Raw genomic sequence first — 26,997 nt, 5'->3', positions numbered from 1 at the left:
AATGTCTAATGTCTAAAGATAATATTCAAATTGAAGGTACTAACGATTCACTCCCCTTAGTTTCGGTTTGTGTCCAAACCTATCAGCATGTTAATTATATTCGAGAATGTCTTGAAGGCATATTAATGCAGAAAACGAGTTTCCAATTCGAAATAGTCATTGGCGAGGATGAATCAAATGATGGTACCAGAGAAATTTGTGTTGAATATGCGGAAAAAAATCCCGACAAAATCCGTCTTTTTCTCAGATCACGAAAAGATGTAATCTACATTAATGATAACCCCTCGGGAAGATTTAATTTCATTGAAAATCTTAAAGCTACAAGAGCTAAATACATTGCCCTATGTGAAGGAGATGACTACTGGACTGATCCTCTCAAACTTCAGAAACAAGTGGATGTTTTGGAGGCGAATCCAGAGTATGGCATTTGCGCTCATGTGGTCAAAGAGGTAAATGAATTTAAGAATACCTCTAGGCTATTTCCAATTATTAACGAAGATTCAGCTTTCGGCATTGTAGATTATATCGCGAATAATCTAACAGGGACATGTTCCTTGGTTTTTTGTCGGGATAAATTTTCACCTATTGAAGATTGGTTCTTCACTGCTCCATTTGGTGACATAATAGTGGTATTGAAGGTTATGAAGAATACAAATCATAAAATCTACATTTTAAAAGATTCTATGTCTGTTTACCGAGTCCATCATGGAGGTGTTCATGGTCGTTTGCATGAAAACACAGAAAAACTAATCGAGGCGTATAAAATGCATTTAGTAAGTAACAGCTTGATACGCAAAAATTTATTTAATGACAACACCTACCAATCAGACTTAGTGAAGAAGGAAATAGAGACATATAAGATTATTTTTTCTTTGATTAATAAAAGAAAAAATCCTTTAAGGTTTATTAAGTACTATGCTACTTTTTTAATATGCAAGGTTTATCAAAAAACCTTATGAATCAGAATAAAATTCTTTTCATTTCTCATGATGCTTCGAGAACAGGTGCCCCAATTGTGCTGTTGAACATCTGTAAGTGGCTGAAGTCACACACCAAATTTGAGTTCCAGTTTGTCCTTCTTCAGGGTGGTGAATTATTTGAAGAATTTACAGAATTGGCATCTACGCATGTTTTAAAACAGCAATCTGGAATAAGAAGGTTTTTCACCTTTAAAAAAGATGTCAATCATAAATTGATCAAAAATCTCAAAAAGCAAAACTTTAATTTGATATACTTCAACACAATTGCTTCATTGAAATTTCTATCAAAATTAGGAGAGGATTTTCCTCAGCCCAAAATCATACATATCCATGAACTCTCATTCGCTTTTGATTTCTTTAATGGTGCAGAACTTTTGCAAAAAGAGTTTAGTAGGTTTTATAAAATAATTGCAGTTTCCAAAGCGGTTCAGGAATATTTGAATTTAAAACTGAACATACCGGAAGATGAAATAGAGTTGATTCATGAACCCCTGGTTGGACTTAACACTTTTAATTTGACAGACCCCATTGATTTGAGAAATATCCTCAATTTAAAAAATGATGCCTTTATCGTAGGTGGAAGTGGTACAAGGGACTGGAGAAAAGGGTTCGATCTTTTTCTGCAAACAGCTTTATATACTAATAGAGAAGTGCATTTTGTGTGGATTGGAGGTTTTTCTGTTGGGGTTGAACTATCAAAATTAAATCATGAGTTGGAGCGATTTGGTGTTGCTGATAGAATTCATTTGATTGACTCGGTAGAGAATCCTATACCGTATTATAAAGATTTTGATTTGTTTTATTTATGCTCAAGGGAGGATCCATTCCCTTTAGTTAGTCTTGAGAATGCAGCATGCGGTAATCCTATTTTATGTTTTGAAAATGCGGGCGGGGCTTCAGAAATAGTTTTAAAAGGTGCAGGTAGAGTACTACCCTATTCAAACTTAATTGAAGTTGCTAAAGCCATAGAAATTTATCAAAACAACCCTTTACTCATGGAAAAAGAAGGTGAAGCTGCCAGATTGATTGTGAAGGAATACGATATAGAAATAATGATGAAAAAGACTTTGTCATTAATGCAAACTTCTATTAAGAAGTGATTTAATATTTAAGATTATGACCAAACTGGGAGTAATAATTCTTAATTATTTTTCAAGTGAGGACAGCATTTCTCTCTATCGATCAATTAAAAATTTTGAATTTAATGATATCATCTGTCAGATCTTGGTGGTCGATAATTCATGTAATCCAATTGAAGCAAAAGCACTCGAATCAGAGATCATTCACAGCGACCTTATTATAAGTAAAAAAAATGATGGCTATGCTACCGGAAATAATAGGGGCATAAAACATTTATTAAACCAAGCCAAAATCGATTATTTTCTTATACTTAATCCTGATGTCCGTTTTGATCCTTCCATTATATCAAAACTTTTGATTCATTTTGAGCATAATAAAAATCTGGCAGCTATAGGGCCGAGAATTGTTCATAGAGATGAGCCAGAAGTAATATATTCGGATGGTGGCATGGTCTCTTTGATCAATGGCATCCTCCAGCCATCACATAAGAATTATAGAAAGGTTATTGAAAAATGTGCGCCAAATAGTTTGGTGGATACGAGTTATGTGCATGGTGCTTGCATGATGATTTCTGCTCGGGCTCTAGATGAAATTAGTTTAATCTCTGAAGAATATTTCCTCTACTTTGAAGAACTAGATTGGTGTCAAAAAGCCATCAGTTCAGGTTGGGACATTAAAGTAGATTCAGATTGTGTAGCATCACAAGCCATAAGTAAGCAGAATGAAAAATATTATTTCTACTTCACAAGAGGCCATATCATTTTCAATAAGAAATTTAACCCCTTGGGTTGGAGTGGAATGATATTATTTTACTTCAACAACATCATTCATCAAATCAAATCAAAAGATTTCAGAAGAGTTTTGGCAATTTTGCTCGGACTAATTGTGGGATGTTTTCACAGGCCATCGAGGCACTCACCACTAATCCGATAAAATGAATCTATGAGACAAAAATCGCAAATCTTACTTATTCCGGGCTATTTAGTATATCCATCCCATTCCGGTGGAGCAGTTGCTCAAACCTGTTTTTTAAAACAATACTGTGAGCATTTTGAGACTCATATTTTTCTAACTCCATTAAATGTCAATTTTAATCAGCTGGAAGAGTTTAAAAAATTATACCCGGATCTGATCGTTCACTATTGCTTTACAAGCACTTCCAACAGTTTTAAAAACCGACTGAAAAGAAAAATTGTATCATTGATCATTAAGTTTTATCAATTCTATTCTCCGTTCAAGATAACCTCCAAGTTGACAAACCCGTTGCTCACAGAGTTGCCTCCTGAGACGGAAAATACTGTTAATAAATTATCTGCAATTCTAGATCAATTTAATTTTGATATTATTCAGGTGGAAGTCTTTCGAAATCTGGCTATTACTCCTTTGCTTCCTGATGATTGTGTGAAGATATTTGTAAGCCAGGAAGCCCAATTCTTAAGAATTCAATCTCAGATAGCAGCTTTGGGAAGAGAGGGTTCTATTTATGAAAAGTACTTGGAAAAATTCCAATCTGCTATGGAAATTGCCTTAATAGAGAAATACGATGGGGTTATTGTATTTAGCGAAAAAGAGGCAGAAAGACATAAGAAATATCTTGGTCAAACCATTCGAATTTCTCCTTTCACTCCACCTGAGCGTTTGATCCCCAAAAGATCAGATCGCCCCCAAAAGTTAGTACTACTGGGTTCTGAATACCATGTTCCGAACAGGGAAGGAATTGAATGGCTTCTGGAGCATGAGGCCAAAGCGCTTAATAAAATGGAACTATCCATATACATCATTGGCGGTTGGACATCAGGCACTATTAAAAAATGGAAAAAGAAATACTCTGTCCACTTTACGGGAATAATTGATGATTTGGATGAGTTCATGAGTGATGCTATTCATCTGGCTCCCATCCGTTTCGGCGGTGGGCTTAAAACCAAAGTAATGGATACTCTGAAACTCGGTGTTCCGACTATAGCCACCACTCATGCTGCTGAAGGGCTTCCAGTTGAAAACAACGAACACCTGATAATTACAGACTCTTCTAAGGGATTCACAGATGCGGTAATCCAATTAATTGAAAATGATGATTTGAGGTCTCATCTAAGTAACAACTCAATCAAACTCATGAAACAAGAATTTTCAGTAGAAAAACTTGGAAAGCAGAGGATTCAAACAATTATGGATATTTATGAAGAGACAAAAATGCGGAGAACGAAAGTTTTTTAAACGAATACTCTAGAACACCTATCCTGTAATAAAAAAGATAATGTCTTGAGAATAGCAATAATAACTGGAATTACCGGACAGGATGGAGCGTATTTATCCCGCCTTTTGCTTGGCAAGAATTACAGAGTAATTGGGATTACGAGACCCAATGATATAAGTGACTTTACAGGCTTAGAATTCCTTCAAATTAAAGAAAGAGTTTATTTTGAGTCTATTGACCTTCTTGACTATGATCAGATTGAGGCGATAATCAATAAGTACCAACCGGATGAATTTTACAATTTGGCCGCACAAAGTTCTGTTGGAGTTTCCTTTAAGACCCCTCAGGATACCATCAAATTCAATATTTTAAGTGTTTTAAATATCTTAGAAACTCTAAGAAAGAACTCTCCGCACACCCGGTATTATCAAGCATCTAGCAGTGAAATGTTTGGTAATATTCGGCCAGCACAGCTACCAATTACAGGAGCTGAGCTATTCCATCCGGCTAGTCCATACGGTATTTCTAAAGCTGCTGCACATTGGGCTACTGTGAATTATCGTGAAGCTTATGGTCTTCATACTTCATGTGGTATTTTGTTTAATCATGAATCTTGTTTGAGAAAAGAAAATTTTGTAGTCAAAAAGGTGATAAAAACAGCAATTGCCATAAAAAAGGGTGCTAAAATTCAATTAGAAATTGGTGATACATCGATTCAGAGAGATTGGGGATATGCAGCTAAGTATGTCGAGGCTATGTGGTTGATGTTGCAAAGAAAGGAGCCCCAAGACTACTTAATTTGTTCCGGTAATGTTTCGAGTCTTGAATCTTTAGTCAGGCAAGTCTTTCATCGACTCGAATTAGACTTTGATAAACATGTGAGTTTTGACAAGTCGCTATTCAGAAACCTTGAATTAAACTGTATTTATGGAGATAATTATAAAGCCAAAAAAGATCTTGGTTGGAATTATGACTTATCAAATGAAGAATTAATCGACCTATTGATATCGGATGAGTATGAATTTCAGAATTTTAAGACAAACGGATGATTCAATCATCGGGTTTTAGTAAAAATCTATGGAAAAATAATCTAAACTTTATAACGAAAGGGGAAATTTAGGTTATAGATAAAGTTATGGTTAGCAAAATAGTATTTAAAGCGTTCTAATTAAATCACTAGGGAGTGCTGAAGATTTCGAAAATACTAAGCTCTGAAAAGCCTACTATAGTCCGATCCAAAAATGAAATGTCAGAAGGGATTTTTGGAATGGTATTTCTGTTTTTGCTTGAAGTACTTCCTATCCTTGAAAAAAAGGAAGTAGATATCTCAAAATTACATTGGGATATCTCCACTAAAAGCTATGGAAATATTTTTCCTGAAATACTCAAAGCTAAAGCTGAAAGTCCTATTCGATATTTTCAACACAGAAATATCTGGAAACTAAAACGATTAAGATCAGCAAGCTTCAAACAGTATGCACTTGGAGACGATTTTCACAGCATCTCAAAACTGTTCTTTAAGTATTTTTCAATTCCGGAATACTTAGATGATTTAGCTTCCAAAATGGATGTGTCTGATGCCATTGGGATCCATTTCAGAGGTACTGATAAAACGTCTGACAGTAAAATGAACTCTCCGATAACGAAAGAAGAATTCTATGTAATATGGGATGAATATGCAGCTCATAATAAGGTTAGCAAGGTTTTTTTAGCAACTGACGAACCTGAAATTTATAACTACATCAAAAGACATTATTCAGGAATTGAGGTATTGAAGTCTAGGGAATTCGATCATGAATTATTTTGGAGAAATCATAAGGACCCCCTTAGGAATGCGAGAGAAGCGATGTTGGACATGTTGGTTTTGTCTAAATGTAAAACAGTATTGAAAGTATCTTCAGCACTTTCAGCGTTTTCAAAAGTAGTAAACCCAGAGCTTGAAATATACCGTCTCAATGCGTCAAAGATGTTCGCTGATATTCCATATTTTCCAGATGCCTACATTCCATTATTTAAGAAGAACGAGAAATATTCCGAAGTGTGCAATATCTTAATTGACAAACTCCAAGCAGATGATTGGAGTGTTTATCATAAGGAGAGATTTAATAGCTTTATGTATAAAGAGAGATGAAGAGAGTTCTTGTTTTAGGAGCTGGTGGATTTATAGGTGGTCATTTAACCTCACGTTTAAAATCCGAGGGGCATTTTGTAAGAGGTGTTGATATTAAAAACCATGAATTTAGAGTGTCGGATGCGGATGAGTTTGTAATTGCTGACCTGAGGAATTATGATGAGGCTGCTTCTGTTATTGATGAGCCATTTGACGAGGTTTATCAACTTGCGGCCGACATGGGAGGATCCACATATATCAATACCGGAGAAAATGATTCTGCGGTGATGCACAATTCGTGTTTAATAAACTTAAACGTGTTAAAACTTTCAGCCACTCAAAAGGTAAAAAAGATATTTTACTCTTCTTCAGCCTGTGTATATCCAGAATACAATCAAATGGATCCAGAAAATCCCAATTGTAAGGAAGCTTCAACCTATCCTGCCGAGCCAGATAGTGAGTATGGTTGGGAAAAGCTTTTCAGCGAGCGCTTGTTCTTTGCTTTTCACAAGGATAATCCTCAAATGGATATTAGAGTGGCAAGATTTCATAACATCTACGGGCCTCAAGGTACATTTGAAGGAGGTAAAGAAAAGGCACCTGCTGCCTTTTGCAGAAAGGTAGCTACCGTGAATAACGGAGAACAGGTAGAGGTTTTCGGTGATGGTAAACAAAGTCGCTCTTTCCTTTATATTGACGAATGTTTAGAGGCAATTGATCGGTTTATGAAATCAGACTTTAAAGGCCCATTAAACATTGGGTCAGATTTCTTGATCAACATGAATGACTTTATGTCAATGATAATAAGAATATCAGGAAAAGAATTAAGCATTAGGAATACACCTTTCCATGGGGTAGGTGTAAGAGGTAGAAACTCAGATAACGAACTCATTTTAAAGGTTTTGGGTTGGAAACCCGATAATTCATTGGACATAGGAATTCGGAAAACCTATGAATGGATTAATAGGGAAATTAATAGCACCCAGCAATCAAATAATTAGCCTAATAAGAATTATTTGTATTTCCTAATTCAGGATAGAATTGAAAGGCTCGGATGATTTCAGTTATTGTTCCAAACTATAACCATGCAAAATTTTTAGAACAGCGACTAGATTCTATTCTTAATCAAACCTATCAAGACTTTGAAGTGATCATACTTGATGATGCAAGCACTGATAATAGTGTTGAGATATTAAATAAATATTCAAATCATGAAAAAGTCACCCATTTGGTACTTAATGAAAAAAATTCTGGCAGCCCATTTAAACAATGGAAAAAAGGGATTGATTTGGCAAAAGGTGACTTTATATGGATTGCAGAGAGTGATGATTGGAGTAATGTGAATTTTCTAAATAGTTGTATTGAAACAATTAAAAACGACACTCAAATTGAGTTTGTGTTTTGCAAATCAAAAATTTACAACAATACTGATCATACTGAAATCGGTATTGAAGCTTGGATGCCTTTGTATAAAAAGGAACAATTTTTAGGTATATCTAGGGCTATTGACCTTGAATTCTTGGAAAAATATTATCACCAAATGAATTACATTTCAAATGCCAGTGCAGTTCTATTTAGAAATGATCCACAAATATTTGAAAGATATTTACTAATGGCTCAATCTTATAAATTAACAGGCGATTGGTTGTTTTGGCTTTCATTTGTTATGCGAGGTAAAGGGCGTTTTATTAATGAAGTGCTAAACCACAATCGATTACATCATGGCACGGCTAGAAATTTAAATAAAGCAGTCGAAAAAAAAGAAGTAATCGAATTTCTGTTGGAATATTATAAAGTACTAGAGAGACTCAAATTACCGAAAGGTCAATTTATGTTGAGTTTTGTTAAATGGTGTTTTAAAAGTGAGCCGTATCTAAATACATATTCTATAAATATTAAAAATGTCAAATTGTATTTGAATATTAAAAACATCTATACTCCACTTTATTTTTTAATCATTCTTCCTTGGACTATTTACAGATCGTGTTTTCGGTAAGGAGTAATTTCAACCAAGCTAGATAGTAATAGGTGTGAAGATTTGATTTCATGAGGTTGAAAATTCTATTAATTGCAGGATTACTACTCACATAGATGAACCAATACTGAGGGTGAAGTGTATTTGTTTACTACTTATGGATTAAGAGTTAATGAGAATTATTGATATTACCATTTGCTCAATTGATACTCATAAGTATATTTCTGGTGTCAATACATGGGTAAGAAATTTTTCTCTTGAGTTGTTGAATTCAGGGCATAATCCCCGTTTAATAATTTTGACAATTGGTAAAGGAGTATTTCCATTAGTTGAATTCGCAAAAAAAAATGGAATTGAATTTCTAATAATTCAGCAAGAGCTTTATCCCTTTGCTGAAGATAAGGTGACCAAAATTATTGAAATAGTCAAGCTATGGAAGCCACATTTTTTTCTTCCAGGGATTTTATCTAGTGCTCATTTCACAATTCCTTTTTTGAGAAAGTCCAATATTTACTCAATAGTTGTACTTCATTCTGACGATAGTCTAGATAGATCATATTTGGAGGACTTTGTGACTTCTGAAACGAAATACCAAGCTGATGCGGTGGTGTCTGTATCCGAATATATTCATAATTGGTCTAAGGATCTCAATGACACAGTTAAAAGAGCTTGCATAGGATGTGGTGCACCAATGCCTATGAACACAGGAAAGAAACAAGCGACAAATAACCTCAAAGTTGTTTACAGCGGAAGGTTGGTTCAGGAACAAAAAAGAGTAAGAGATGTTCTTAACTCTTTTGAGTTAGTTGTCAATCAGTTTAATAATGTTGAATGTTATTTTCTAGGGAACGGTCCGGAAAAGAGCTATTTGCAAGCTCGTATAAAAAACAATGGTAGAGGAAGGATAAATCTCATGGGTGGATTTGACAGTCATGAAGTTCAAAGAGAATTGATGAAATATGATGTACTCGTTTTACTGTCAGATTATGAAGGGTTGCCATTGGCAATGTTGGAAGCCATGGCTTGTGGCCTAGTGGTCATTTGTTTGGATATAGACAGTGGAGTGAATCAAGTGATCAGGCACTTGGATAATGGTATAATTATAAAGGATAGAGAGAATTCTTTTGTAGAGTCAATCAATTTATTAATAGAAAAGCCTGAATTACTAGAAAAAATAGGAACATCTGCACGAGAGACCGTTATTCAAGAATACTCGTCCAAAACAAGTGCAAAGAGATGGGTAAATTTCTTAGATACATTTCCAGAAAAAACAGTTAAAGCTGTAGAAATACCTTCTAATATTGATATAAGTGATTGTTTGATTAAAAATAAATATGGATTAAGTGAGTCGAAGCAAGGTGCTTCCAAGTTTAAAAAAATTAGAAATATCTTTTTGAGGATTCAATATGAGATTTTGGGGTGCATTCCTTTTTCAATATTTGATCAACTAAAAGAGTTTAAACATCGGTTTTTTTATTTATTTAATATTCGTACTTGATTTTTTAACCCGAATTAACTCAAAACATGTTTAGAATTCAAAATTTCCTACCTAAAACTTTGCGTAAAATACTAACCAGAGTTATAAAGAATGAACTTTTAAAACAAAGGATAGCTATTGAAGCGGAAATTCCAAAAATTGACTTTAAGAAAGACCATTTACAAAACGCAAAACTATTAATAAATAGAAGCGAGTTGCTTGAAATGTTACCAAAGAATGGGGTGGTTGCTGAAATTGGAGTGGATGAAGGTGGTTATTCTAGTCAAATTCTTGAACTGAATAATCCAAAGAAACTACATTTAGTAGATTCTTGGTCTAGCGAACAATATAGGCATAAAAGAGAAAAGGTAGAGAAGAAATTTATTCCCGAAATCAACCAAGGAAGAGTTGAAATAAATCTAGGGCTATCTACAGAGGTTTGCTCGAATTTTCCAGACAAGTATTTTGACTGGGTTTATATTGATACCGGGCATGGTTACAAACTGACAAAAGAGGAACTCATATGTTATAGTACAAAAATGAAGGATGGAGGTGTAATAGTAGGGCACGATTTTATTACATGGGAATATTTAGGCTTTAATAGATATGGTGTGATTGAGGCTGTTTCGGAATTCTGCAACGAATACGATTGGGAGTTGATATTTCTTACAATGGAGGTAAGTGGTCATCCAAGTTTTGCAATTAGAAAAATTTCAAATACAAAATCGAGTTGATCAATGAACAATCTTATTTTACTCAATATTGAATAATTTATCCCTTTGAAATTCAATGTAGTCTATACGATAGACAGAGCATATCAAGTGCCATTTTGTTGCTCCTTAACATCACTTCTTTCTCATAATAAGGGTTTAATTGATCGGGTTTTTGTAGTACAAAATGTACAATCTGCTTCTTCTGAAGAATTTAAAAAAACATCCAGTTTTGTTAATGAAGCGTACGGGTTAAATATCAATTCCATAGAGATTGATGATTCTCAATTCAATGAACTAAGAGCAGACCGACATGTTTCTCACGCTACTTATTACAGATTATGTTTGGCTGATTTTTTACCTAATGATGTTCAATCAATTTTACTGTTAGATCCAGACACAATCATAACCAAGGAGCTGTCACTTTTTTCAGAGCTGGATTTTTTAGAAAATCCTGAACTGATGTGTTATGCGGTCGATCATGGATATGGAAGTATCGATAGATTAAAATCACTGTGCCCAACCCTAGAAAGTTATTTCAATGCAGGGGTGCTTTTCCTTAATATTCAGTTGATGAGAAATGAGAATATTTCGCCAACATTGATAAGATACGGTATTGATAATAAAGATGGTTTGTTGTTTTGGGATCAGGACATCCTAAACATCCTTTTTAATAAGAGGTGGAAAAAGCTTCCTCCTTCTTATAATGCATTTGATATCAAGAAAAAACTTGTGCAAACCCCTGAAATCATTCATTATACAGGAAACAGGAAACCTTGGAATATAATTTGTGATCATGTGTATCGGGAGCTGTATTGGCAAGTGTTGAGTAGGACTCCTTTTTACAACTTTAAAAGCATAATAAGGGAGAAATTTGGTGGACTAATTACTCTGTTCTTAGTGCCGATAATCACTGTAATTAGAGGGAACTGATAAAATTGTATTTATTAGAAAGTATTACTGGTATTGATTCTAAATTTAAGAGAAAAATTAATTATTTTATATTGGTGTCCGAGAAAAGATTTTGCCTTCGAAGGAAGTTCATCAAAATCACCCCTGCCTGATCGGTAGGCAGGCCTAAATCCCCTAAAGGGGACTTTTTGATCACCCCTTCAGGGGACGGGGGTAGTTTTAGGAAATCGGAAAAATCTTTTCTCATTTCGTTTAAACGTACTTTTTAGGGTATTTAAAATTTAGTCGGACGCCACTAATTATTTTTAGCAAGATGGTAATCAGACTCATTTAATATTTGCTCATTGTATACATTGAAAGTGGAGTGGACTTTGGTTAGTACTTTTTTTATTAAGAATTTATAGATATGCCTTCGGTAGAATTTAATTTATCAAATTGGAATCAAAAGTATAGTTGGGAAAAAGGAGGTGAGGAATGGTCTAGTCCATGGGGAGGTTCTTATATGCAATGGTTGACCTGTATTTTACCTAGAATAAATCAATATCTTCCTGTTCGTAGTATGTTGGAAATAGCCTGTGGGCATGGTCGTTGGACTGAATTTCTTATTAATCATACAGATAAATTGATAGGAGTAGATCTTTCACCTAGCTGCATAGAAATTTGCAATGAACGATTTTCTGAAATTGACCAAGCAAAGTTTATGGTAAATGATGGTAAATCTCTTGAGATGATTCCTGATAATTCTATCGATTTTGTCTTCAGTTTTGATTCACTAGTTCATGTTGATAATGATGTGTTAGACTCTTATATTTCGCAATTACCTAGAATTCTTAAGGATGGTGGAAATTGTTTTTTACATCATTCTAATTTAGGTGAGTATTCGTTTATTTATAACAACATAAATCGAGTGCCAAAATTACATGGTTTTCTTGGTAGAATAGGAGTTGTTGAAAGAAATACTCACCTTAGGGATCCTCTGGTTACTTTTAAAACGGTACAGGTACTAGCTAATAAATATGAATTAAAATGTGTATCTCAGGAAATTATACCTTGGCGAACAAAGTATCACAAAATTGATTGTTTCACTATTTTGTCCAAGAATAAGTCTGATGGGCTTACTAAAATAGTTCGAAATCCAAATTTCATGAAAGAAGCTTGTAATTCGAAACTGCTATCAAAATTGTATTCATTGCAATAGTACAATTATCAAATGAGATGGATTTAAATGGATTGCAATTTTGTTGGGAATAGTATTGATATTTAAAATATTATAATAGCTACAGAAACTTTACAATGTTGAAAACGAATCCATTTTTCAGTATAGTAATTCCCACGTTTAACCGTTACGAGGAACTTAAAAGATCAATTGGAAGCGTTATTGCTCAGAGCTTTGTTGATTGGGAGCTTATTGTCGTTGACGATGGATCAGAAGATCAGACAGAATCTCTTTTGAATCAGTACACTAATGAAGATCGTCGTATCTATTACTATCATAGAATTCCAGAAAGAAGAAAAGGAGGTAGTACCTGTCGAAATATTGGGATAGAAAAGGCCAAAGGGGAATATGTGGTTTTTTTGGATTCTGATGATGAATGGGATACGGAAAGATTGTTGAATGATTGTACAATGATTCAAAATCTCAATGGTATCAAAGCGTTTTATTCTGGGGTACTCATTGATAACGGCGTAAAAAAATATAAGGCACGGACTCGGGATGTTTTAAAAGGTGAGACATATGAGGATTTGGTTTTCTCAGGAGAAAATTTCGCCCAGTCTTCAACATTGGTCGTAAAAAGAGAATCATTAAAAGAGATAAGATTTGATGAACAACTGCAACGCCACGAGGATATGGATTTTTACATTAAAGTAGGCAAGAAGTATGGGTGGACTTACTATAACAATGATTTAACAATAGTACATTGGGAACGGGTAAAGGTAATTGACGATTTCGATTCAATGATTGCTTTTTATGAAAAGTATAAGTCTAATGTGGCTAATTTTAACAATTTGGCACGCTATCTCACTTGGGCGTGGGTTTGCGCAGCAAGATTCAATAAGACATATAAAAAATTTTACATGGATGAATTGAAGGATATATTTTGGAGGGTGAGTTTTAAGTATCAGGTGTTTACATTATTTCCAAATCTGATTTTTACAGTTTGGAAATTGACTAGACAAAGGTCGTGAAAATAGGGGTACTCTATGATTTTAATTGATTAAATGGGAATAGAAAAAGTATGCACTATGACGCATTAATAGTAACCAATCTTCCAAATTATTATAAAATAAATTTGTTTAATAGGATAGCAGAAAATCGTAAATTATTTATAGTCTTTATATCGTCCAGTGAAAGCAGAAGAAATGATGATTTTTTGTCCATTGGCGAAGATGAGAAATTTGATTACGCTGTTTTATCACACTCCCTTGAAAGCCGAAATTATTTTAAAACCTGTATCAAACTTGGACAGATTATAAGATCACATACCTTCTCAAATTTAATCCTAGGGGAATGGTTAAACATTGAATACTGGTTTGCCCTTCTTTTCTTTAAAAGGGCAAATACAATGCTAATATTAGAGTCCAATGTACATAGTGTGGTTAAATTAGGAGCAAAGGAAGTAGCAAAGAGAATATTTTTGAGTAGAATCCATAAAGTATTTGCTAGTGGGGTTAAACATAAATTGCTACTCGAACTACTTAATTACAACGGAGAAATTGTCGTTACGAATGGGGTTGGATTGATTGGGTCATTTGAAGGTAAAACTACTAAACCACGAACCAATAGTTTTTTATTTGTGGGAAGACTGGCATCAGAGAAGAATTTGAGGACACTTATTGAAATTTTCAATGAACTTCCTTATGAATTGAATGTAATAGGTGAGGGACCGGATGAACGAGAACTAAAGAGTATAGCTAACACTAACATCAATTTTCTGGGCTATGTAAAGAATGTTGACTTAGCTAATTACTATAAGTCTCACAAATCATTGATATTGATATCAGTAAATGAACCTTGGGGACTTGTTGCAGAAGAATCATTGTATTTTGGTACACCAGTAATCGTAAGTTCTGTTTGTGGCATTGTCGATACCCTTTGTTTTCATGAAAAAAATTCACTTGTGGTTGAAGCTACCTCAAAAGATGACATCAGAATGGCAGTAGAGAAAATGATGAATGTTTCCCTCTATGAAAAATTATCCAGTAATTGCACATCTGAAATTATAAAAAAAAACCAACGCCAGGTGGAAACTTATGTGCAAAATATAAGTAAGGATAAGGTTGATGAGGTGTTTTAATTATTTGGAATCACATATTTTTTTTCTTCTTTGGGTAAGAGTTGAGAAACCAGATTAACCAGCTTGCCATATCTAATCCTGATAGCAGTTGTCTTGACATGAACAGGAATGCTACCGAATTTCATGTTTTGAACAAAGTCTATCTGTTCTTTAAGGGATTTACAACTAAGGTGACATGTTATAAAAAACGAACCGATTAAGTCATTCCATTGATTTTTATTGCCCCAATAATGTCCAATACAATCTTCTATTGGTAGTAATGTGGCATGTTCACCCAGGGATATGGAAAAAGAAAATTGCTCCAAAAGACTTGGGTGTTTTGGGTTGGTTTTTAGCATGCTATCACACAGACTAAGGGCTAGATCTAATGTTTCCTTAACCCGTTCCGATATTCCTACCACTCCGGCATTCCACATGGCTTTTTCAGAATCGATGGTAATTCCCTCATGGCTGGTTCCTTTTAGTTTCTTCCAAGTGCGTTGTTCTGTTTTTTTTTGCGATTTGGACAATTTACCTTCGTTGAGGTGCATGAGGTTGTTGCCATTTTGCAGTTCTAATTTTATTTTTTTTAAATCACCAATTAAAAAAGTATCTGAATCCAGGTATAGAATGGGTGCATTGTTGAATTTTTCAACTATAAATTGTAATGCTTTAATTTTCACTCTCCAAAAAAAATCCTGTTCGCCTGTCCAACTTTGAATTTGTTCATCATCGATTGCGACTATATCTACCTTACCTTTTAATAAGTTGAAGTTTTCAGGATTATCCGTTAAAACAATTATCCTGTCATTTGTTGAAACGTGTGGAAGTATGGTTAAAATCGAAAATATAGCTTGCTGTGGAATTTCGAACCTTTTTCCAAAAGCCAAGTAAACGATGTTCATTAATATTCTTTTTAATTGTGAGTTAGGTAATCTATAATTGAGTAAGATTAGATTTTAAATTTACTAGTATTAGAAAAAATATATAGGATTTGGTTAAAATACTTTTTTTTGGTCCTTACTCTCCTCCGGTGACGGGTCAATCCCTTGCATTTAAAACGGTTGTTGACTCATATACGACCGATCAATATTTTCTGGTAGATACCACCAGATTTGGGTGGCGATTTTTTAACACAGTTTATTCCATTGTTGCTAGTTTATGGTATCTGTGGGTAAAAGGAAGAAGAATTAGAATTATATATTTCACATGTACTCGAAGTAGACTAGGGGCTCTAAAAGAAATACCGATGCTCCTATTTGCAGGGTTTCTTAAAAAGAAAGTTGTAAATCATTTGCATGGATTTGACTTTTTTCTGTTCTACGAACGATCTGGGATTTTAAAACCTTGGTTAAATAAAGCCTACCAAACCGTAAGTACATCAATAGTTTTGACTAAGTCAATGGTCAAGCAATTCGATCATTTTAATGAAATGAACAAAGTAATTGTTCCAAATTTCTATCCTGATAGTTTTGACGAATTTGAATTTATTGGGCATGATGATATAGCAATAACCTTTTTTTCGAACATAATGAAGAGCAAAGGTATTCTGGAATTTTTAGAGGCGTGTAGGATAATACATGGTAAGGAAAAGGATGTAAGATTTATTGTCGGGGGAACCTATATGGGCGATAAGTATAAGAGTAAAAAAGAAATTGAAAGACTGGTTCAGAGCTTTTTGAAAGAGAATCCTACGATGAAGGTTGAATTCAAGGGGTATGTACATTCCATTGATAGAATGAAGTTATTGAATGATTCAAGTATTTTCGTTCTTCCATCTTACTCAGAAGGATTTCCATTGACTATTTTGGAAGCTATGCGCTCAGGGAATGCTATAATTACGACGAATATCGACTCTCTGCCTGAAATAATAGGTTTGGACAATGGCATTCTTGTTGAGCCTAGAAATGCTATTTCTTTAGCCGATGCTATTTTGAGATATATAGAGGATAAAGATTTGTTAGAGGAGACAAGACTTAAGAATATAAATGATGCCAAGATGAAGTATTCTGAAACAAAATATATAAAATCAGTTAGAGCAATTATTGGTTGATAAGACACTTCCTGAGTTCAATCAAACCCTCCCCAAACCCTTACCCAAATCCACCTGATAAGATTTCAAGACAATATTAAAAGCTGTTTTGTATGCCTGACTTGCTTTTGAGATAAACTCTTCCTCATAACCCTTCTTCACTATATTGATAGTGCAGCCACCAAATCCACCTCCCATCATTCTGGCACCTAATACATTTTTGTCTTTGTGAGCAAAGTCAGCCAGGAAGTCCAGTTCTTTACAGCTTACTTCATACATCTTGCTTAAGCCATGATGGGATTGATTCATATTTTTTCCCATGCTTACAAGATCATTTTCACTAAGTGCTTCACATGTATTTATTACACGGGTATTTTCATTGATGACAAAGTGAGCCCGTTTTAATTTTATTGGGTCAATTTGATCTGAAAGTGTACCTAATATTTCTTTAGTGAGATCTCTGGCTGATTGAACTTCAGGGTATTTTTTCTTTACCAGTTCAACTACACTTTCAACATCATTTCTTCGGTCGTTGTATCCGGAATCTGTCAGTTCATGAGTGATACAGGTGTCCAGCAGTACGATAGTGTAGCCATCCAGTACAGCTGGAAAAAACTTGTATTTCAGGTTTCTGCAATCCAGAAACAGGCAGTGGTCTTTTTTGCTGAATGTAACAGCGTACTGATCCATAAGTCCACAATTTAGTCCGACCCTATGCTCAGAGGCCTGGGCCATTTTAGCAATCTTTTCTTTACTTATACCCAGGTCAAAAAGTTCACTCAATGCGTAATAAAGACCACAGGTGAGTGCAGCAGAGGAGGAGAGTCCTGCACCTATAGGTATGTTTCCACCAAAGACCAGATTGAAGCCACCAATCTTATAGCCTTCTTCCTGCAAACCAATCATCATGGATTCCATGTATTTCATCCATCCCGATGATTTTACTTTTGGAATGTTGATGTCCAGTTTTCGGGATTCATCATAATCTGCTGAATATATTGTTGCGGTTTTAGCTCCATTTTTTCCTATTGCGAAAAAAGTATATTTATTGATGGCTGCCGGTAGTACGAATCCCAGGTTATAGTCCGTATGCTCACCTATAATGTTGATTCTTCCGGGTGCCTGAACTTTTACTTCAGGTGTTTTTTCAAACAAGGAGAAGTATTTGGAAGAAATTTCTTGTATCATTTTGTAAGCAAATATTTATTTAAACGTAAAACTAACGTTTATTGATTTATTGTAACTATTTTTTGGTGAAATAGTAGGACTGACCCTGCTGAAATTGGCAAAGAAAAAAAGAAATTAGGATGAAGGAGATTTTCTCCGTGTGGCTTGGATGAGTATGGTAATTCTTTGCAAAGATTTTTTCAATAGGTCAAATAACAAAGTGAAATAGAAGAACAATGACAAGAACCAAATTGCCATAATGTTGAACCAAAAAGTATCAACTTCGAAAGTACCAATGTATTTAGAGGGGGCATAGAATTGGGAATTGCCCCATTTTGAAGTAGGGGTCATATAGATTGGGTCTTTCTTCTGGATGAATCTGGAATTGTGCAGGTGTATTTTTTCTATTACATCTCTGTTGAGTACCAGATTGGCTATTGCTTTGTTGTGATTGTTTTGCTTCAGAGAATAGAGTTCATCTTTTCCAATGGACTTGATTGTCTCATTGTATTTGGACTCTCTGGCTTCATTTGCCTGCTGCATTTTGTTGCGGTAATGTTCCTTTTGTGATTCCAAAAATCCCATCACATTCTTAAAAACAGTACTGTCAAAATCAGTAGTATTTAATCGATCAAACTTGTTGAATGGTGATTTTTCGCTTTCAGTATTTAAAAGTTGAAGCTCTCTGCTCAATAATTTAAAAGTATAGGTAGCAGGAATCGAATCTTTTGCCTGAGTGTATTGTAGTGCTTTGTTGGTTTCTTGTTCCAGCCGGGGTATCAGGTATGATGCTTTATAGCTGTTGGTACTGATTTCCCTGTCATCATTGAAGAACAACCGCTCATAATAGTTGTTTTTATACTGCTCCACAGCGAGTGCTTCATAAGCCCATCTCGATACCATTACATTCCCGATCAAAGGAACATGATGTTCATTTCTGATTTTTGTATGAAGTTCATCAAATCGAATCATGGCTCCACCGAGCAAAAGCTGAGGCACCAAAATCAATGGAATGAGGATGTATATGGTAACAATGGAATTGAGTCCTGATGAAATATTGAGCCCTATTATATTGGCGAAACATCCGGCAGAAAACAGAATGAGCCAGTAATTGAAAGTGAGTCCTTCAATTTCCAGAATATGATTGCCAACCAGTACGAATATAAACATTTGTACTCCTGTGAGGCAGAACAGGTAGATGATTTTGGAATTGAGGTAACTAAACCTGCTCAGGTTCAGAAAAGACTCTCTGACCAGAATTTTTTGATCTTTGAAAATTTCCTCTGCACTTACGGATAACCCCATGAATAACGCTACTACTACTGACATGAAAAGGTAAACCGCAAGGTTTTTATTTTCACTAAATATGTATTCAGAGCCTACCGAATATTTTGAAAGATAACCAAGGATAAGAGCCAGTAGGGGTGGCTCCAGCAAATTTAAAATTAAATATTGCTTGTTGCTACGCTTGGACAATAGTGTTCGCCTGAGAAACAGAGACAATTGCTCAAGTTTTTTTGGTATTTGAAAATTGGAAGGAGGGAGCTGTGTTTGCCATTTGATTGGTTTTAATTGAGGTAATATATTTTCCCTGTATTTTTCATACCATACAGATGGTGGTGTTTTTCTTTTTTGTGTTGATTCACCTTTTTCATTGATTTCTTTGGATTCAATGATATGCAATAGCTGTTCTGTAATGACATTGCCACAGGTTCTGCATTCGCTCTCGGCAGCATTCACATGGGTATTCATGGTCTTAAAATAAACAACGGAATCAATCGGATTGCCATTGTAAATTGGATAGCCACCTCTGTCCAGAATCCACAATTTGTCAAAGAGTTTGAATATGTCAGAAGAAGGTTGATGAATAATTACAACTACCAGTTTTCCTTTTTTTGATTGTTCTTTGAGTAGTTTCATTACTTTTTCCGAATCCATGGAAGAAAGGCCGGAAGTAGGTTCATCAACATAGAGTATGGATGGCTCTCTCATCAATTCCAGGCCGATATTTAGCCGCTTTCTTTGTCCTCCACTGATGGTTTTGTTGAGGGGATCACCTACTTTTAAATCTGCTATTTCGGCAATATCCAGATCTGTCAGTACTTTTTGAATGATGTCTCTTATTTTTTCTTCAGAAAATTTCCCGAAGCATAGTTCCGCATTGAAATAAAGATTTTCATAAACGGTGAGTTCCTCAAATAACAGGTCGTCTTGAGGTACGAAACCAATCAACCCTTCTTCCACACATTCTTCAATATCATGTCCATTGATATGGATTTTTCCTTGATCTGGGATGATTTTTCCGCTCAAAATGTTAATCAGGGTTGATTTCCCGGATCCACTGCCACCCATTATACCTAAAAGTGTTCCTGACTCTTCGTAAAAACTAAATGGCTTAATGCCATTGTCACTGTTTTTGAATTGGTATTTTATATTTTCTCCAACAAGAACGGTTTTTATTTTTTCTTCTTGCAGCAAAAACATTTTGCTTATTTCAGATTCATAAATAGGGGAAATTTGAGCCCCTTTTATGATTGCTCCCGGTTTCAGGATGTAGTTGCTGCCGGATACCATTTTGTTCCCTTCCAGATAGAGGTTCAATGGGCCAGTGTACCGACACACAAATAATTCTACACTGGCAATATGTAGGACTACTATCGTTCCGAATAGGTTTTTTTCATGGATGTGCTTGAAATCATTCGATCCTGGCAACTTTTTGTTTTTCATCATCAAAGCCATATCTTCCGGCCATTCGGTCATTTTATTGTCAATGACTAAAGCTGCATTCCTGGAGACTTTTTTGATGTCTGGGTCAAGAATAAATGATTTGATATTTACATTCTCTTCATTGGAAATGTTGAAATTGAGTGCCACCAGTCTGATGAAATCCCTTTCTTTTTCAGATACCTTCTTATCGGTGTTGATCAGCTCTATGAGTTGTATGAATAAGATTGTTCTTTCATACCTTACCAATTCAGAGTTCAGTTGATTGCATATTTTTGTTACCTGAATGATATTCTTCGTTTCCAGTTCCATTACTTTTTCCTCAGACACGCTTTTGGATTCCCGTCTGTAAAAATCCACGTAGTTTTGGTAAAGGTTCAGGTATCTTTCTGACAATTCTTGATTGAGACGCCTTTCCAGATAAGGTTTAACAACCATATTCCCAGTATCAACCACCTGATCTTTTACGCTTTCAATGATCGCAAAAAGATGCATTAGTGCATTGATAATGGATTCACTCATAGGTATGGATTTATATTGAGTTTAATTGGAAAATATTCTGATAGTTACGGCTTATACTTTAATAGCTTTTTTGGGTAATTATCTCATTAATTCCATGTAATTTAAAAAGGGCATACTGACAACATAGCATCAATATACCCTAAATCTTTCTGTCGCTGTTTTTTTATCCTACGATATCATTTCTTGTTTCTTCCACATTGTCTAAAATATCCAAGAGTTGACCCTTGGAAATGTTAGCCCCTTCGATCACTCCGTCATAAACTAAATTCATAAAACGGATTAATGGAAGTATTGAATTGACATCAGCATCATCTTTGTACTTTTCACACAACTCAGCCAATTTTTTTGCAGTGATTTTCTGATCAGCTACTATTTTCATGATTCTTTCATCATAATTACTGGATATTGCCAACTGAGTGGTGATATACAGTCCTTCTATCCAGCTACCAGCCACTACTAACAGAGCCAGTTTGTCTTGTCCATTCTGATTGAGCTGTGCATAAGTTCGGTAAAACGAGTGAGAAATAATACTTATCAAAGAGTCTTTGTTTTCTATATTTCCTTCTATTCTATCTGCCATAGATTGAGTAAAAACATTGGAAATTTGCAAACCATCAATCAGGCCTTTTGAGGCTTTTAATAATTCCATGGTTTCCTCTTTTCGGTTATAAGTACTTGCGTAACTTAGGTCAGCTCCATAGATTCCAAGGTTCAGGGCTTTTGCCCTCTGAGTTTCATATTTATCTACATTTTCTACAGGGTTGGTGATGGCAAGAATAAATGCAGCGTTGGCATCCTGCAACAGTTGAGAGACCTGAAAAGATGTTGGTATTGGGTATTTGAATTCGTTTTGTACTACTTCATTGATTTTTTCGGCACTTTCTTCAAATTGTGCTGCAGCGTTTTCTGATTTTTTATTGCTTCCACAGCTAAAAATGAGACCAGAAATACAAACACAAACAAATAGTTTGAGGGTGTTTTTATAAGTACTAAGCATATTATAAATATAGGTTTATGAGATAAGACCTAAAAGTATTAAAAAATAGACTAATTACACAACCTGGAGAATATTTCTATAATGATTACGTTGAGCTTCGTCTTTTTTCACACTTGTTAAAAGGTGACTAAGGTTGGCATTTTGTTGAAACTGAATCTCCTGTTGGTCATTTGAAATAGAATTACTTAAACTAATGGTCTGTCCTTCATAACTATTAATTATAATAGGTCTAACTTTGCGGCTCAAATAAAAAACACACCTTGAGTAATTTTTCAGACCTTGGGCTTTCTTCGGAAATACTGAAAGCCCTCCCAGAATTAGGAATAGACACACCTACCCAAATACAACAAGAAGCCATACCAATATTGTTGGCTTCTCAGAATGATTTTATCGGACTGGCACAAACAGGAACCGGAAAAACAGCAGCATTTGGCTTACCGATTATTGATCTGGTAGATCACGATTGGAAAGCAACACAAGCGATCGTATTGGCACCTACCCGGGAGTTGGTGCAGCAAATTACCGATCAGCTTCAGCAATTCTCCAAATATTATAAGAAGTTAAATGTAGTGGCAGTTTATGGAGGAGCTTCTATTACAGGTCAGATGAAAGATTTGAAAAAGAGCTGCCAGATCGTAGTAGCTACTCCAGGTAGATGTATCGACCTCATTGGTCGAAAAGCCTTGAAATTAGAGGATATTTCTCATGTGATTCTCGATGAAGCAGATGAGATGCTGAACATGGGATTCAAAGAAGAGTTGAACAAAATATTGGCTTTTACCCCCAAGGAAAAACATACGTGGCTTTTTTCTGCTACTATGCCCAAAGCCATCAAAAACATTGTGCATGAGTACATGAATGATCCAAAAGAGGTAACGGTAAGTGCTGGGGTCAAAGTAAATGTAAATATTGAGCACAAATATGTGCTACTGAAAGCAAGTGACAAAACTGAAGCTATTGAGCGGATCATGGATACGCATTCAGATTTCTATGGCATTATTTTTTGCCGAACCAAAATGGACACGGTAAGTCTTTCAGATGAGTTGAATAAAGACGGATACAGTGCAGATGCCTTGAATGGAGACCTTACACAGAAGCAGAGGGATCATGTGATGAAGAAGTTCAAAGCCATGAAGCTTAGGGTTTTGATAGCAACAGATGTGGCGGCACGAGGGATAGACGTAAACAATGTAACCCATGTCATTCATCACAGGCTTCCGGATGAGATAGAATTTTATACCCATCGAAGTGGCAGAACTGCCCGTGCCGGAAAAACAGGAGTATCGCTTATTCTTGCTACTAAAGGAGATTTGAAGAAAATCAAATTCCTTGAGCAAAGATTGCAAATTGGTTTTGAGAAAGATGTATTGCCTTCTATGACCAATATAAGAAGCAACAAGCTGGAGCAGTGGGCAAATTCAATCGAAAAAGTAGAAGTTTCCAATAACATTTCTAAAGAGGACTGGGACAAAGTACAGGAGATATTTGCTGATATGGATAAGGATCAGCTTATTCAAAAGCTTATTTCCAGAGAGTTGAAGGCATTGTCTGGTTCTTCTGAGACGAAAAACATTAATGTGGAAGAGGGAAGAAGTGAGAGAAGTCAGGGCAATCCAAATGAGCAAAGGTTCTATATTAACCTTGGGGAAATGGATGGGATGGACGATGAAGGATTGACCAAACTTATTACTGAAGTTACAGGAATCAAAGATTCAAGCATTACGGACATGACAGTCCTGAACAAATGCTCTTATTATACAGTACCTAGAGATCAGGCATCTAGAATCTCGGAAGCATTAGATGGCCTGGACATTGACGGGCGCGAAGTAAGAACTAACCCTGATGAAGATCGTCCACCTTCGAGTGGTAAGAAAAGAGGAGGAGACCGGAGAAGAGGGCAAAGTAGTGGCGGAGGCTATGGAAGAGGAGGAAGTGGCCGTTCTTCTGGACGAGGTGGATCTTCAGACCGTAGAAGCAGTGGTAGAAATTCTTCCGGTGGCGGTAGTTATGGAGGAAGTGGATCTGGTGGACGAAAAGGCGGAGGAAGAAGAAGATTTTAAAATCACTCCTAAAGCATAAAGTTAAAAGAGGCTGTTTCAAAAGAGCTAAACACTTGCCGGGCTCCTGACTGTCGTTAGGCAGGTGTTCCGGCATCCCTTTGAAAAGGCATGAATGGCTGTTTCTAGAGCAGATCCCAGAATGAATCTGGGAACCGTCTGTCTTTTGAGACAGCCTCTTTTTTTATTCCCTCATTTGTGAAACTTAAGGTTTCACTCACTAAGATTTAAACCCGTACCCTAAAAGTCATTCTTTAGGCTCTATTGATGCCATTGGTTTCTGTATGGCAAGGTTGTTTGGGTACGAAATTATATGTCCATCTTCATCTTCAATTTTAACAGAAAACAATGTAATGTCTCGGACTATACCGGTTATAGAATTGTCTCCATCAATGATTTTGACCTTACTTCCTATGCGATAGGGGTAATAAAAAAACAGTATCAGCGCAGAGGTTACATTGCTTAAAATAGACCATTGAGCGAATAGTCCAATACCCAGTATGGTAAAAAACGAAGTGAGGTAAACAAAAAAGTTTTCAAAGGTAAAATTCCATATAATCGCAATCCCTACAGCAAACAATAGCGATAGTATAAAATTGATAATTTTACTAATCAGTATTGCTCTGTCCTTCTGTATTTTGTTTCTAACAGCATATCTTTTATTAAATCTGGTTATAAAAAACCTGGTAATAAAATAGAATACTAATACTCCTGCCGTGATACCAATTTGGTGAATGATTTCTTCTGTCATTTATGTCTGATTATTTATATTCTAAATTCTATGTGGAGTGAATATCAAAAACTCAACTCAATAGTTTTGTAAATCATTTTCACCAAATATATTGCACTCAAATATATTTAAGTGAAGTTATGATCTTTTTCTCATGAACAAAAAAATAGGATTTGGAATTATTGGTTTTGGGAGTATTGCAGGCCATCATCTAAAGGCGATTAACGATCTGGAGCAAGCAGAGGTTGTTGCTGTTTCTGCCAGAAACACTTCAAAATTAGCGGAAAATAAAAACCTGGAAGGTGTTAAAATATATTCGGATTATGATCAATTAATCAATGACCCTGAAGTTGATGTGGTAAGTATTTGTACTCCTTCAGGTTTTCATTTGGAACCTGCCATACAAGCAGCTCAGGCAGGAAAACATGTGATTGTAGAGAAGCCACTTGAAATAGATATTGAGCGGTCAAAAGAAATAATAGCAGCTTGTGAAAAGCACAATGTAAAACTCGCCTGTGTTTTCCAAAACAGGTATTCTGAAGATTATATGAAACTTAGAAAAACAGTTGACCGTGGTGATCTCGGGAAACTCGTTTTAGGTAATGCATATATCAAATGGTTCAGGGGGCAGGAATATTACGATACATCGGATTGGAAAGGCGTGCTCAGTGGAGACGGAGGAGCAGCACTGATCAATCAATCCATTCATACTATTGACTTATTGTTGGAAGTGATGGGGCCGGTAAAATCTGTTCGTGGAAAAATAACTACACTTACTCACAATATAGAGGGAGAGGATTTGGGTGTTGCCATTTTAGAATTTGAAAGTGGTGCTTTGGGTACCATAGAAGGCAGTACATCTATTCGTGCAGGTTTTCCTGAAAAACTAGAAATACATGGAGAACGGGGTAGCATGATTTTGGAGAAAGGGGAGTTAGTTCATAATCTGAATGGTATGGTTTTAAAAGACACCAACGGGGGCGAGTCTGGTGCGTCTGACCCCATGGCCATAGACTACAAACTTCACTCCGCACAATTCAAAGAATTCGTTGATAATATTATCAATGACACAGAACCTCGTGTAAATGGAAATGAAGCCATTAAATCTGTGGAAGTGATCAACGCCATTTATAAATCGTCGAGGGAGAATAAAGTGGTTTATCTGTCTTGAGATTAGTTTATGACTTGAACTTTTTTTTGTATTCTTTTGGTGAAATGGAATGAATGGTTTTAAACTGTTTGTTGAAGTTTGAGATGTTGTTGAACCCTGATTCAAAACACACTTCGGTTACCGAATATTGATCTTTGAGTAGTAATTTACAGGCGTAACCTATGCGAATTTCATTTACATATTGAGAAAAATTTTTCCCGTATTTTTGTTTGAAATACCTGCTAAATGAAGATGAGTTCATATTGGCAACATCAGCAGCTTGTACAAGACTTATTTGGTATTTAAAATTGTTCATCACATAATCATGAACATGTTGCAGCCGTCCTTCATTTTGATCGTTTATCTTTTCAACAAACCCCTTACTGGTCAATAACTCATAATCAGGGTTATTTCCCAAATCATGCATGATGTCCATTACGGCCATAAATTGATTGAAGGAATCCATAGTGTGAAGTTTACTGATTTTCGTAAGTGTCTCTTTTGCATTGTGAAAAACTATGCCTTGCTTCGAGAGTTTGATCAGTTTTTTTGCATTTTTGTATTCTGGTAGTTCTAACAAATTGGTATGAGTGAAAACATTCCCCAGATGGATAGCTATTACTTCAGAACTTATGCCGGATTTAGAGTTTTCTGAGTCATTTTGCCACATGTGAGGCAGGTTTTCGCCAATGATGACAATATCACCGGACTCATATTTTTCAATATTGTCTCCGACAAACCTTGTTCCCGAATTGCTGATAATTCCTACAATTTCTACTTGTTCATGATAATGCCATATTTTTATCAGTTCCTTGTTGAAATACCTGGTAACAGATACAGATCTGTTGTGGTCAACACTTCTGTCCAAAAATTCAGGATGCATATTTTATATAAATTATTTGCAT

Annotated in this window: 24 protein-coding genes; 17 read left to right on the top strand and 7 right to left on the bottom strand. The window is 35.4% G+C overall.

Annotation, left to right across the window (positions count from 1 at the left end; all coding sequences use genetic code 11):
* Positions 1-8 precede the first annotated feature (8 nt).
* The 11 genes from AAOP42_RS22630 to AAOP42_RS22580 all read left to right on the top strand — a co-directional run bounded on the left by AAOP42_RS22630 (position 9) and on the right by AAOP42_RS22580 (position 11,459).
* Positions 9-959, top strand: a complete 951-nt coding sequence (locus AAOP42_RS22630; RefSeq protein ID WP_349530868.1) for a glycosyltransferase family 2 protein — start codon at positions 9-11, stop codon at positions 957-959.
* Entirely contained in the window at positions 956-2,080 is a 1,125-nt protein-coding gene (locus tag AAOP42_RS22625) for a glycosyltransferase (protein WP_349530867.1), read from the top strand. The genes AAOP42_RS22630 and AAOP42_RS22625 overlap by 4 nt, the downstream gene beginning before the upstream one ends.
* Positions 2,081-2,096: 16 nt before the next feature.
* The gene (locus AAOP42_RS22620; protein ID WP_349530866.1) at positions 2,097-2,993 is read left to right on the top strand and encodes a glycosyltransferase; all 897 of its coding nucleotides are present in this window, start codon (positions 2,097-2,099) and stop codon (positions 2,991-2,993) included.
* Positions 2,994-3,002: 9 nt separating this feature from the next.
* The gene (locus tag AAOP42_RS22615) at positions 3,003-4,274 is read left to right on the top strand and encodes a glycosyltransferase family 4 protein (protein ID WP_349530865.1); all 1,272 of its coding nucleotides are present in this window, start codon (positions 3,003-3,005) and stop codon (positions 4,272-4,274) included.
* Positions 4,275-4,319: 45 nt separating this feature from the next.
* Positions 4,320-5,303: a GDP-mannose 4,6-dehydratase gene (locus tag AAOP42_RS22610; protein ID WP_349530864.1), complete on the top strand. Its 984-nt coding sequence runs from the start codon at positions 4,320-4,322 to the stop codon at positions 5,301-5,303.
* 197 nt (positions 5,304-5,500) lie between these two features.
* Positions 5,501-6,385, top strand: coding sequence for an O-fucosyltransferase family protein (locus tag AAOP42_RS22605; RefSeq protein WP_349530863.1), 885 nt, complete (start codon positions 5,501-5,503; stop codon positions 6,383-6,385).
* Positions 6,382-7,365, top strand: a complete 984-nt coding sequence (locus AAOP42_RS22600) for an NAD-dependent epimerase/dehydratase family protein (protein ID WP_349530862.1) — start codon at positions 6,382-6,384, stop codon at positions 7,363-7,365. The genes AAOP42_RS22605 and AAOP42_RS22600 overlap by 4 nt, the downstream gene beginning before the upstream one ends.
* Positions 7,366-7,418: 53 nt before the next feature.
* Complete coding sequence (locus AAOP42_RS22595) at positions 7,419-8,360, top strand: glycosyltransferase family 2 protein (protein WP_349530861.1); 942 nt, start codon at positions 7,419-7,421, stop codon at positions 8,358-8,360.
* Between the two features lie 151 nt (positions 8,361-8,511).
* On the top strand, positions 8,512-9,837 hold the full coding sequence (locus AAOP42_RS22590) for a glycosyltransferase family 4 protein (RefSeq protein ID WP_349530860.1): 1,326 nt from the start codon (positions 8,512-8,514) through the stop codon (positions 9,835-9,837).
* Positions 9,838-9,863: 26 nt separating this feature from the next.
* On the top strand, positions 9,864-10,550 hold the full coding sequence (locus AAOP42_RS22585; protein ID WP_349530859.1) for a class I SAM-dependent methyltransferase: 687 nt from the start codon (positions 9,864-9,866) through the stop codon (positions 10,548-10,550).
* A gap of 45 nt (positions 10,551-10,595) precedes the next feature.
* Positions 10,596-11,459, top strand: a complete 864-nt coding sequence (locus AAOP42_RS22580; RefSeq protein ID WP_349530858.1) for a glycosyltransferase family 8 protein — start codon at positions 10,596-10,598, stop codon at positions 11,457-11,459.
* Positions 11,460-11,520: 61 nt separating this feature from the next.
* Here the strand turns inward: AAOP42_RS22580 and AAOP42_RS22575 are convergent, their stop codons facing one another.
* Positions 11,521-11,685 carry a hypothetical protein gene (locus AAOP42_RS22575; protein ID WP_349530857.1) on the bottom strand — a complete coding sequence of 55 codons (165 nt, stop codon included), beginning with the start codon at positions 11,683-11,685 and terminating at the stop codon, positions 11,521-11,523.
* Between the two features lie 159 nt (positions 11,686-11,844).
* On the opposite strand from AAOP42_RS22575, the gene AAOP42_RS22570 reads away from it, so the two are divergent.
* The 3 genes from AAOP42_RS22570 to AAOP42_RS22560 all read left to right on the top strand — a co-directional run bounded on the left by AAOP42_RS22570 (position 11,845) and on the right by AAOP42_RS22560 (position 14,734).
* Positions 11,845-12,636: a class I SAM-dependent methyltransferase gene (locus AAOP42_RS22570; RefSeq protein WP_349530856.1), complete on the top strand. Its 792-nt coding sequence runs from the start codon at positions 11,845-11,847 to the stop codon at positions 12,634-12,636.
* Positions 12,637-12,731: 95 nt separating this feature from the next.
* Positions 12,732-13,625: a glycosyltransferase family 2 protein gene (locus AAOP42_RS22565; protein WP_349530855.1), complete on the top strand. Its 894-nt coding sequence runs from the start codon at positions 12,732-12,734 to the stop codon at positions 13,623-13,625.
* A gap of 377 nt (positions 13,626-14,002) precedes the next feature.
* Complete coding sequence (locus tag AAOP42_RS22560; RefSeq protein WP_349530854.1) at positions 14,003-14,734, top strand: glycosyltransferase; 732 nt, start codon at positions 14,003-14,005, stop codon at positions 14,732-14,734.
* Here the strand turns inward: AAOP42_RS22560 and AAOP42_RS22555 are convergent.
* Positions 14,731-15,618, bottom strand: a complete 888-nt coding sequence (locus AAOP42_RS22555; RefSeq protein WP_349530853.1) for a glycosyltransferase family protein — start codon at positions 15,616-15,618, stop codon at positions 14,731-14,733. The genes AAOP42_RS22560 and AAOP42_RS22555 overlap by 4 nt on opposite strands.
* Before the next feature lie 344 nt (positions 15,619-15,962).
* Between AAOP42_RS22555 and AAOP42_RS22550 the strand changes: the two genes are divergently transcribed.
* Positions 15,963-16,766, top strand: coding sequence for a glycosyltransferase family 4 protein (locus AAOP42_RS22550; protein WP_349530852.1), 804 nt, complete (start codon positions 15,963-15,965; stop codon positions 16,764-16,766).
* A 21-nt stretch (positions 16,767-16,787) separates the two neighbouring features.
* Here AAOP42_RS22550 and galK read toward each other — a convergent pair whose 3' ends face one another.
* From galK to AAOP42_RS22535, 3 genes are all read right to left on the bottom strand, one after another.
* The gene (gene galK / locus AAOP42_RS22545) at positions 16,788-17,933 is read right to left on the bottom strand and encodes a galactokinase (protein WP_349530851.1); all 1,146 of its coding nucleotides are present in this window, start codon (positions 17,931-17,933) and stop codon (positions 16,788-16,790) included.
* Between the two features lie 114 nt (positions 17,934-18,047).
* Complete coding sequence (locus tag AAOP42_RS22540; RefSeq protein ID WP_349530850.1) at positions 18,048-21,158, bottom strand: ATP-binding cassette domain-containing protein; 3,111 nt, start codon at positions 21,156-21,158, stop codon at positions 18,048-18,050.
* 163 nt (positions 21,159-21,321) lie between these two features.
* A complete protein-coding gene (locus AAOP42_RS22535; RefSeq protein WP_349530849.1) occupies positions 21,322-22,155 on the bottom strand; it encodes a hypothetical protein in 834 nt (277 codons plus the stop codon).
* A 260-nt stretch (positions 22,156-22,415) separates the two neighbouring features.
* Here AAOP42_RS22535 and AAOP42_RS22530 point away from each other — a divergent pair, with 260 nt between their 5' ends.
* Positions 22,416-24,215 carry a DEAD/DEAH box helicase gene (locus AAOP42_RS22530; protein WP_349530848.1) on the top strand — a complete coding sequence of 600 codons (1,800 nt, stop codon included), beginning with the start codon at positions 22,416-22,418 and terminating at the stop codon, positions 24,213-24,215.
* A gap of 244 nt (positions 24,216-24,459) precedes the next feature.
* On the opposite strand, the gene AAOP42_RS22525 is transcribed toward AAOP42_RS22530, so the two are convergent.
* Positions 24,460-24,963 carry a mechanosensitive ion channel domain-containing protein gene (locus tag AAOP42_RS22525; RefSeq protein WP_349530847.1) on the bottom strand — a complete coding sequence of 168 codons (504 nt, stop codon included), beginning with the start codon at positions 24,961-24,963 and terminating at the stop codon, positions 24,460-24,462.
* A gap of 133 nt (positions 24,964-25,096) precedes the next feature.
* Here AAOP42_RS22525 and AAOP42_RS22520 point away from each other — a divergent pair, with 133 nt between their 5' ends.
* Positions 25,097-26,113 (top strand): Gfo/Idh/MocA family protein, encoded by a 1,017-nt coding sequence (locus tag AAOP42_RS22520; protein WP_349530846.1) that lies wholly within the window; start codon positions 25,097-25,099, stop codon positions 26,111-26,113.
* Positions 26,114-26,120: 7 nt separating this feature from the next.
* Here AAOP42_RS22520 and AAOP42_RS22515 read toward each other — a convergent pair whose 3' ends face one another.
* A complete protein-coding gene (locus AAOP42_RS22515) occupies positions 26,121-26,975 on the bottom strand; it encodes an AraC family transcriptional regulator (RefSeq protein WP_349530845.1) in 855 nt (284 codons plus the stop codon).
* Positions 26,976-26,997 lie beyond the last annotated feature (22 nt).

Source organism: Reichenbachiella sp. MALMAid0571 (genome assembly GCF_040151475.1).
In the GTDB taxonomy this organism is placed as follows: domain Bacteria; phylum Bacteroidota; class Bacteroidia; order Cytophagales; family Cyclobacteriaceae; genus CAXBNB01.
This window is presented reverse-complemented; position numbering and strand designations above follow the sequence as displayed.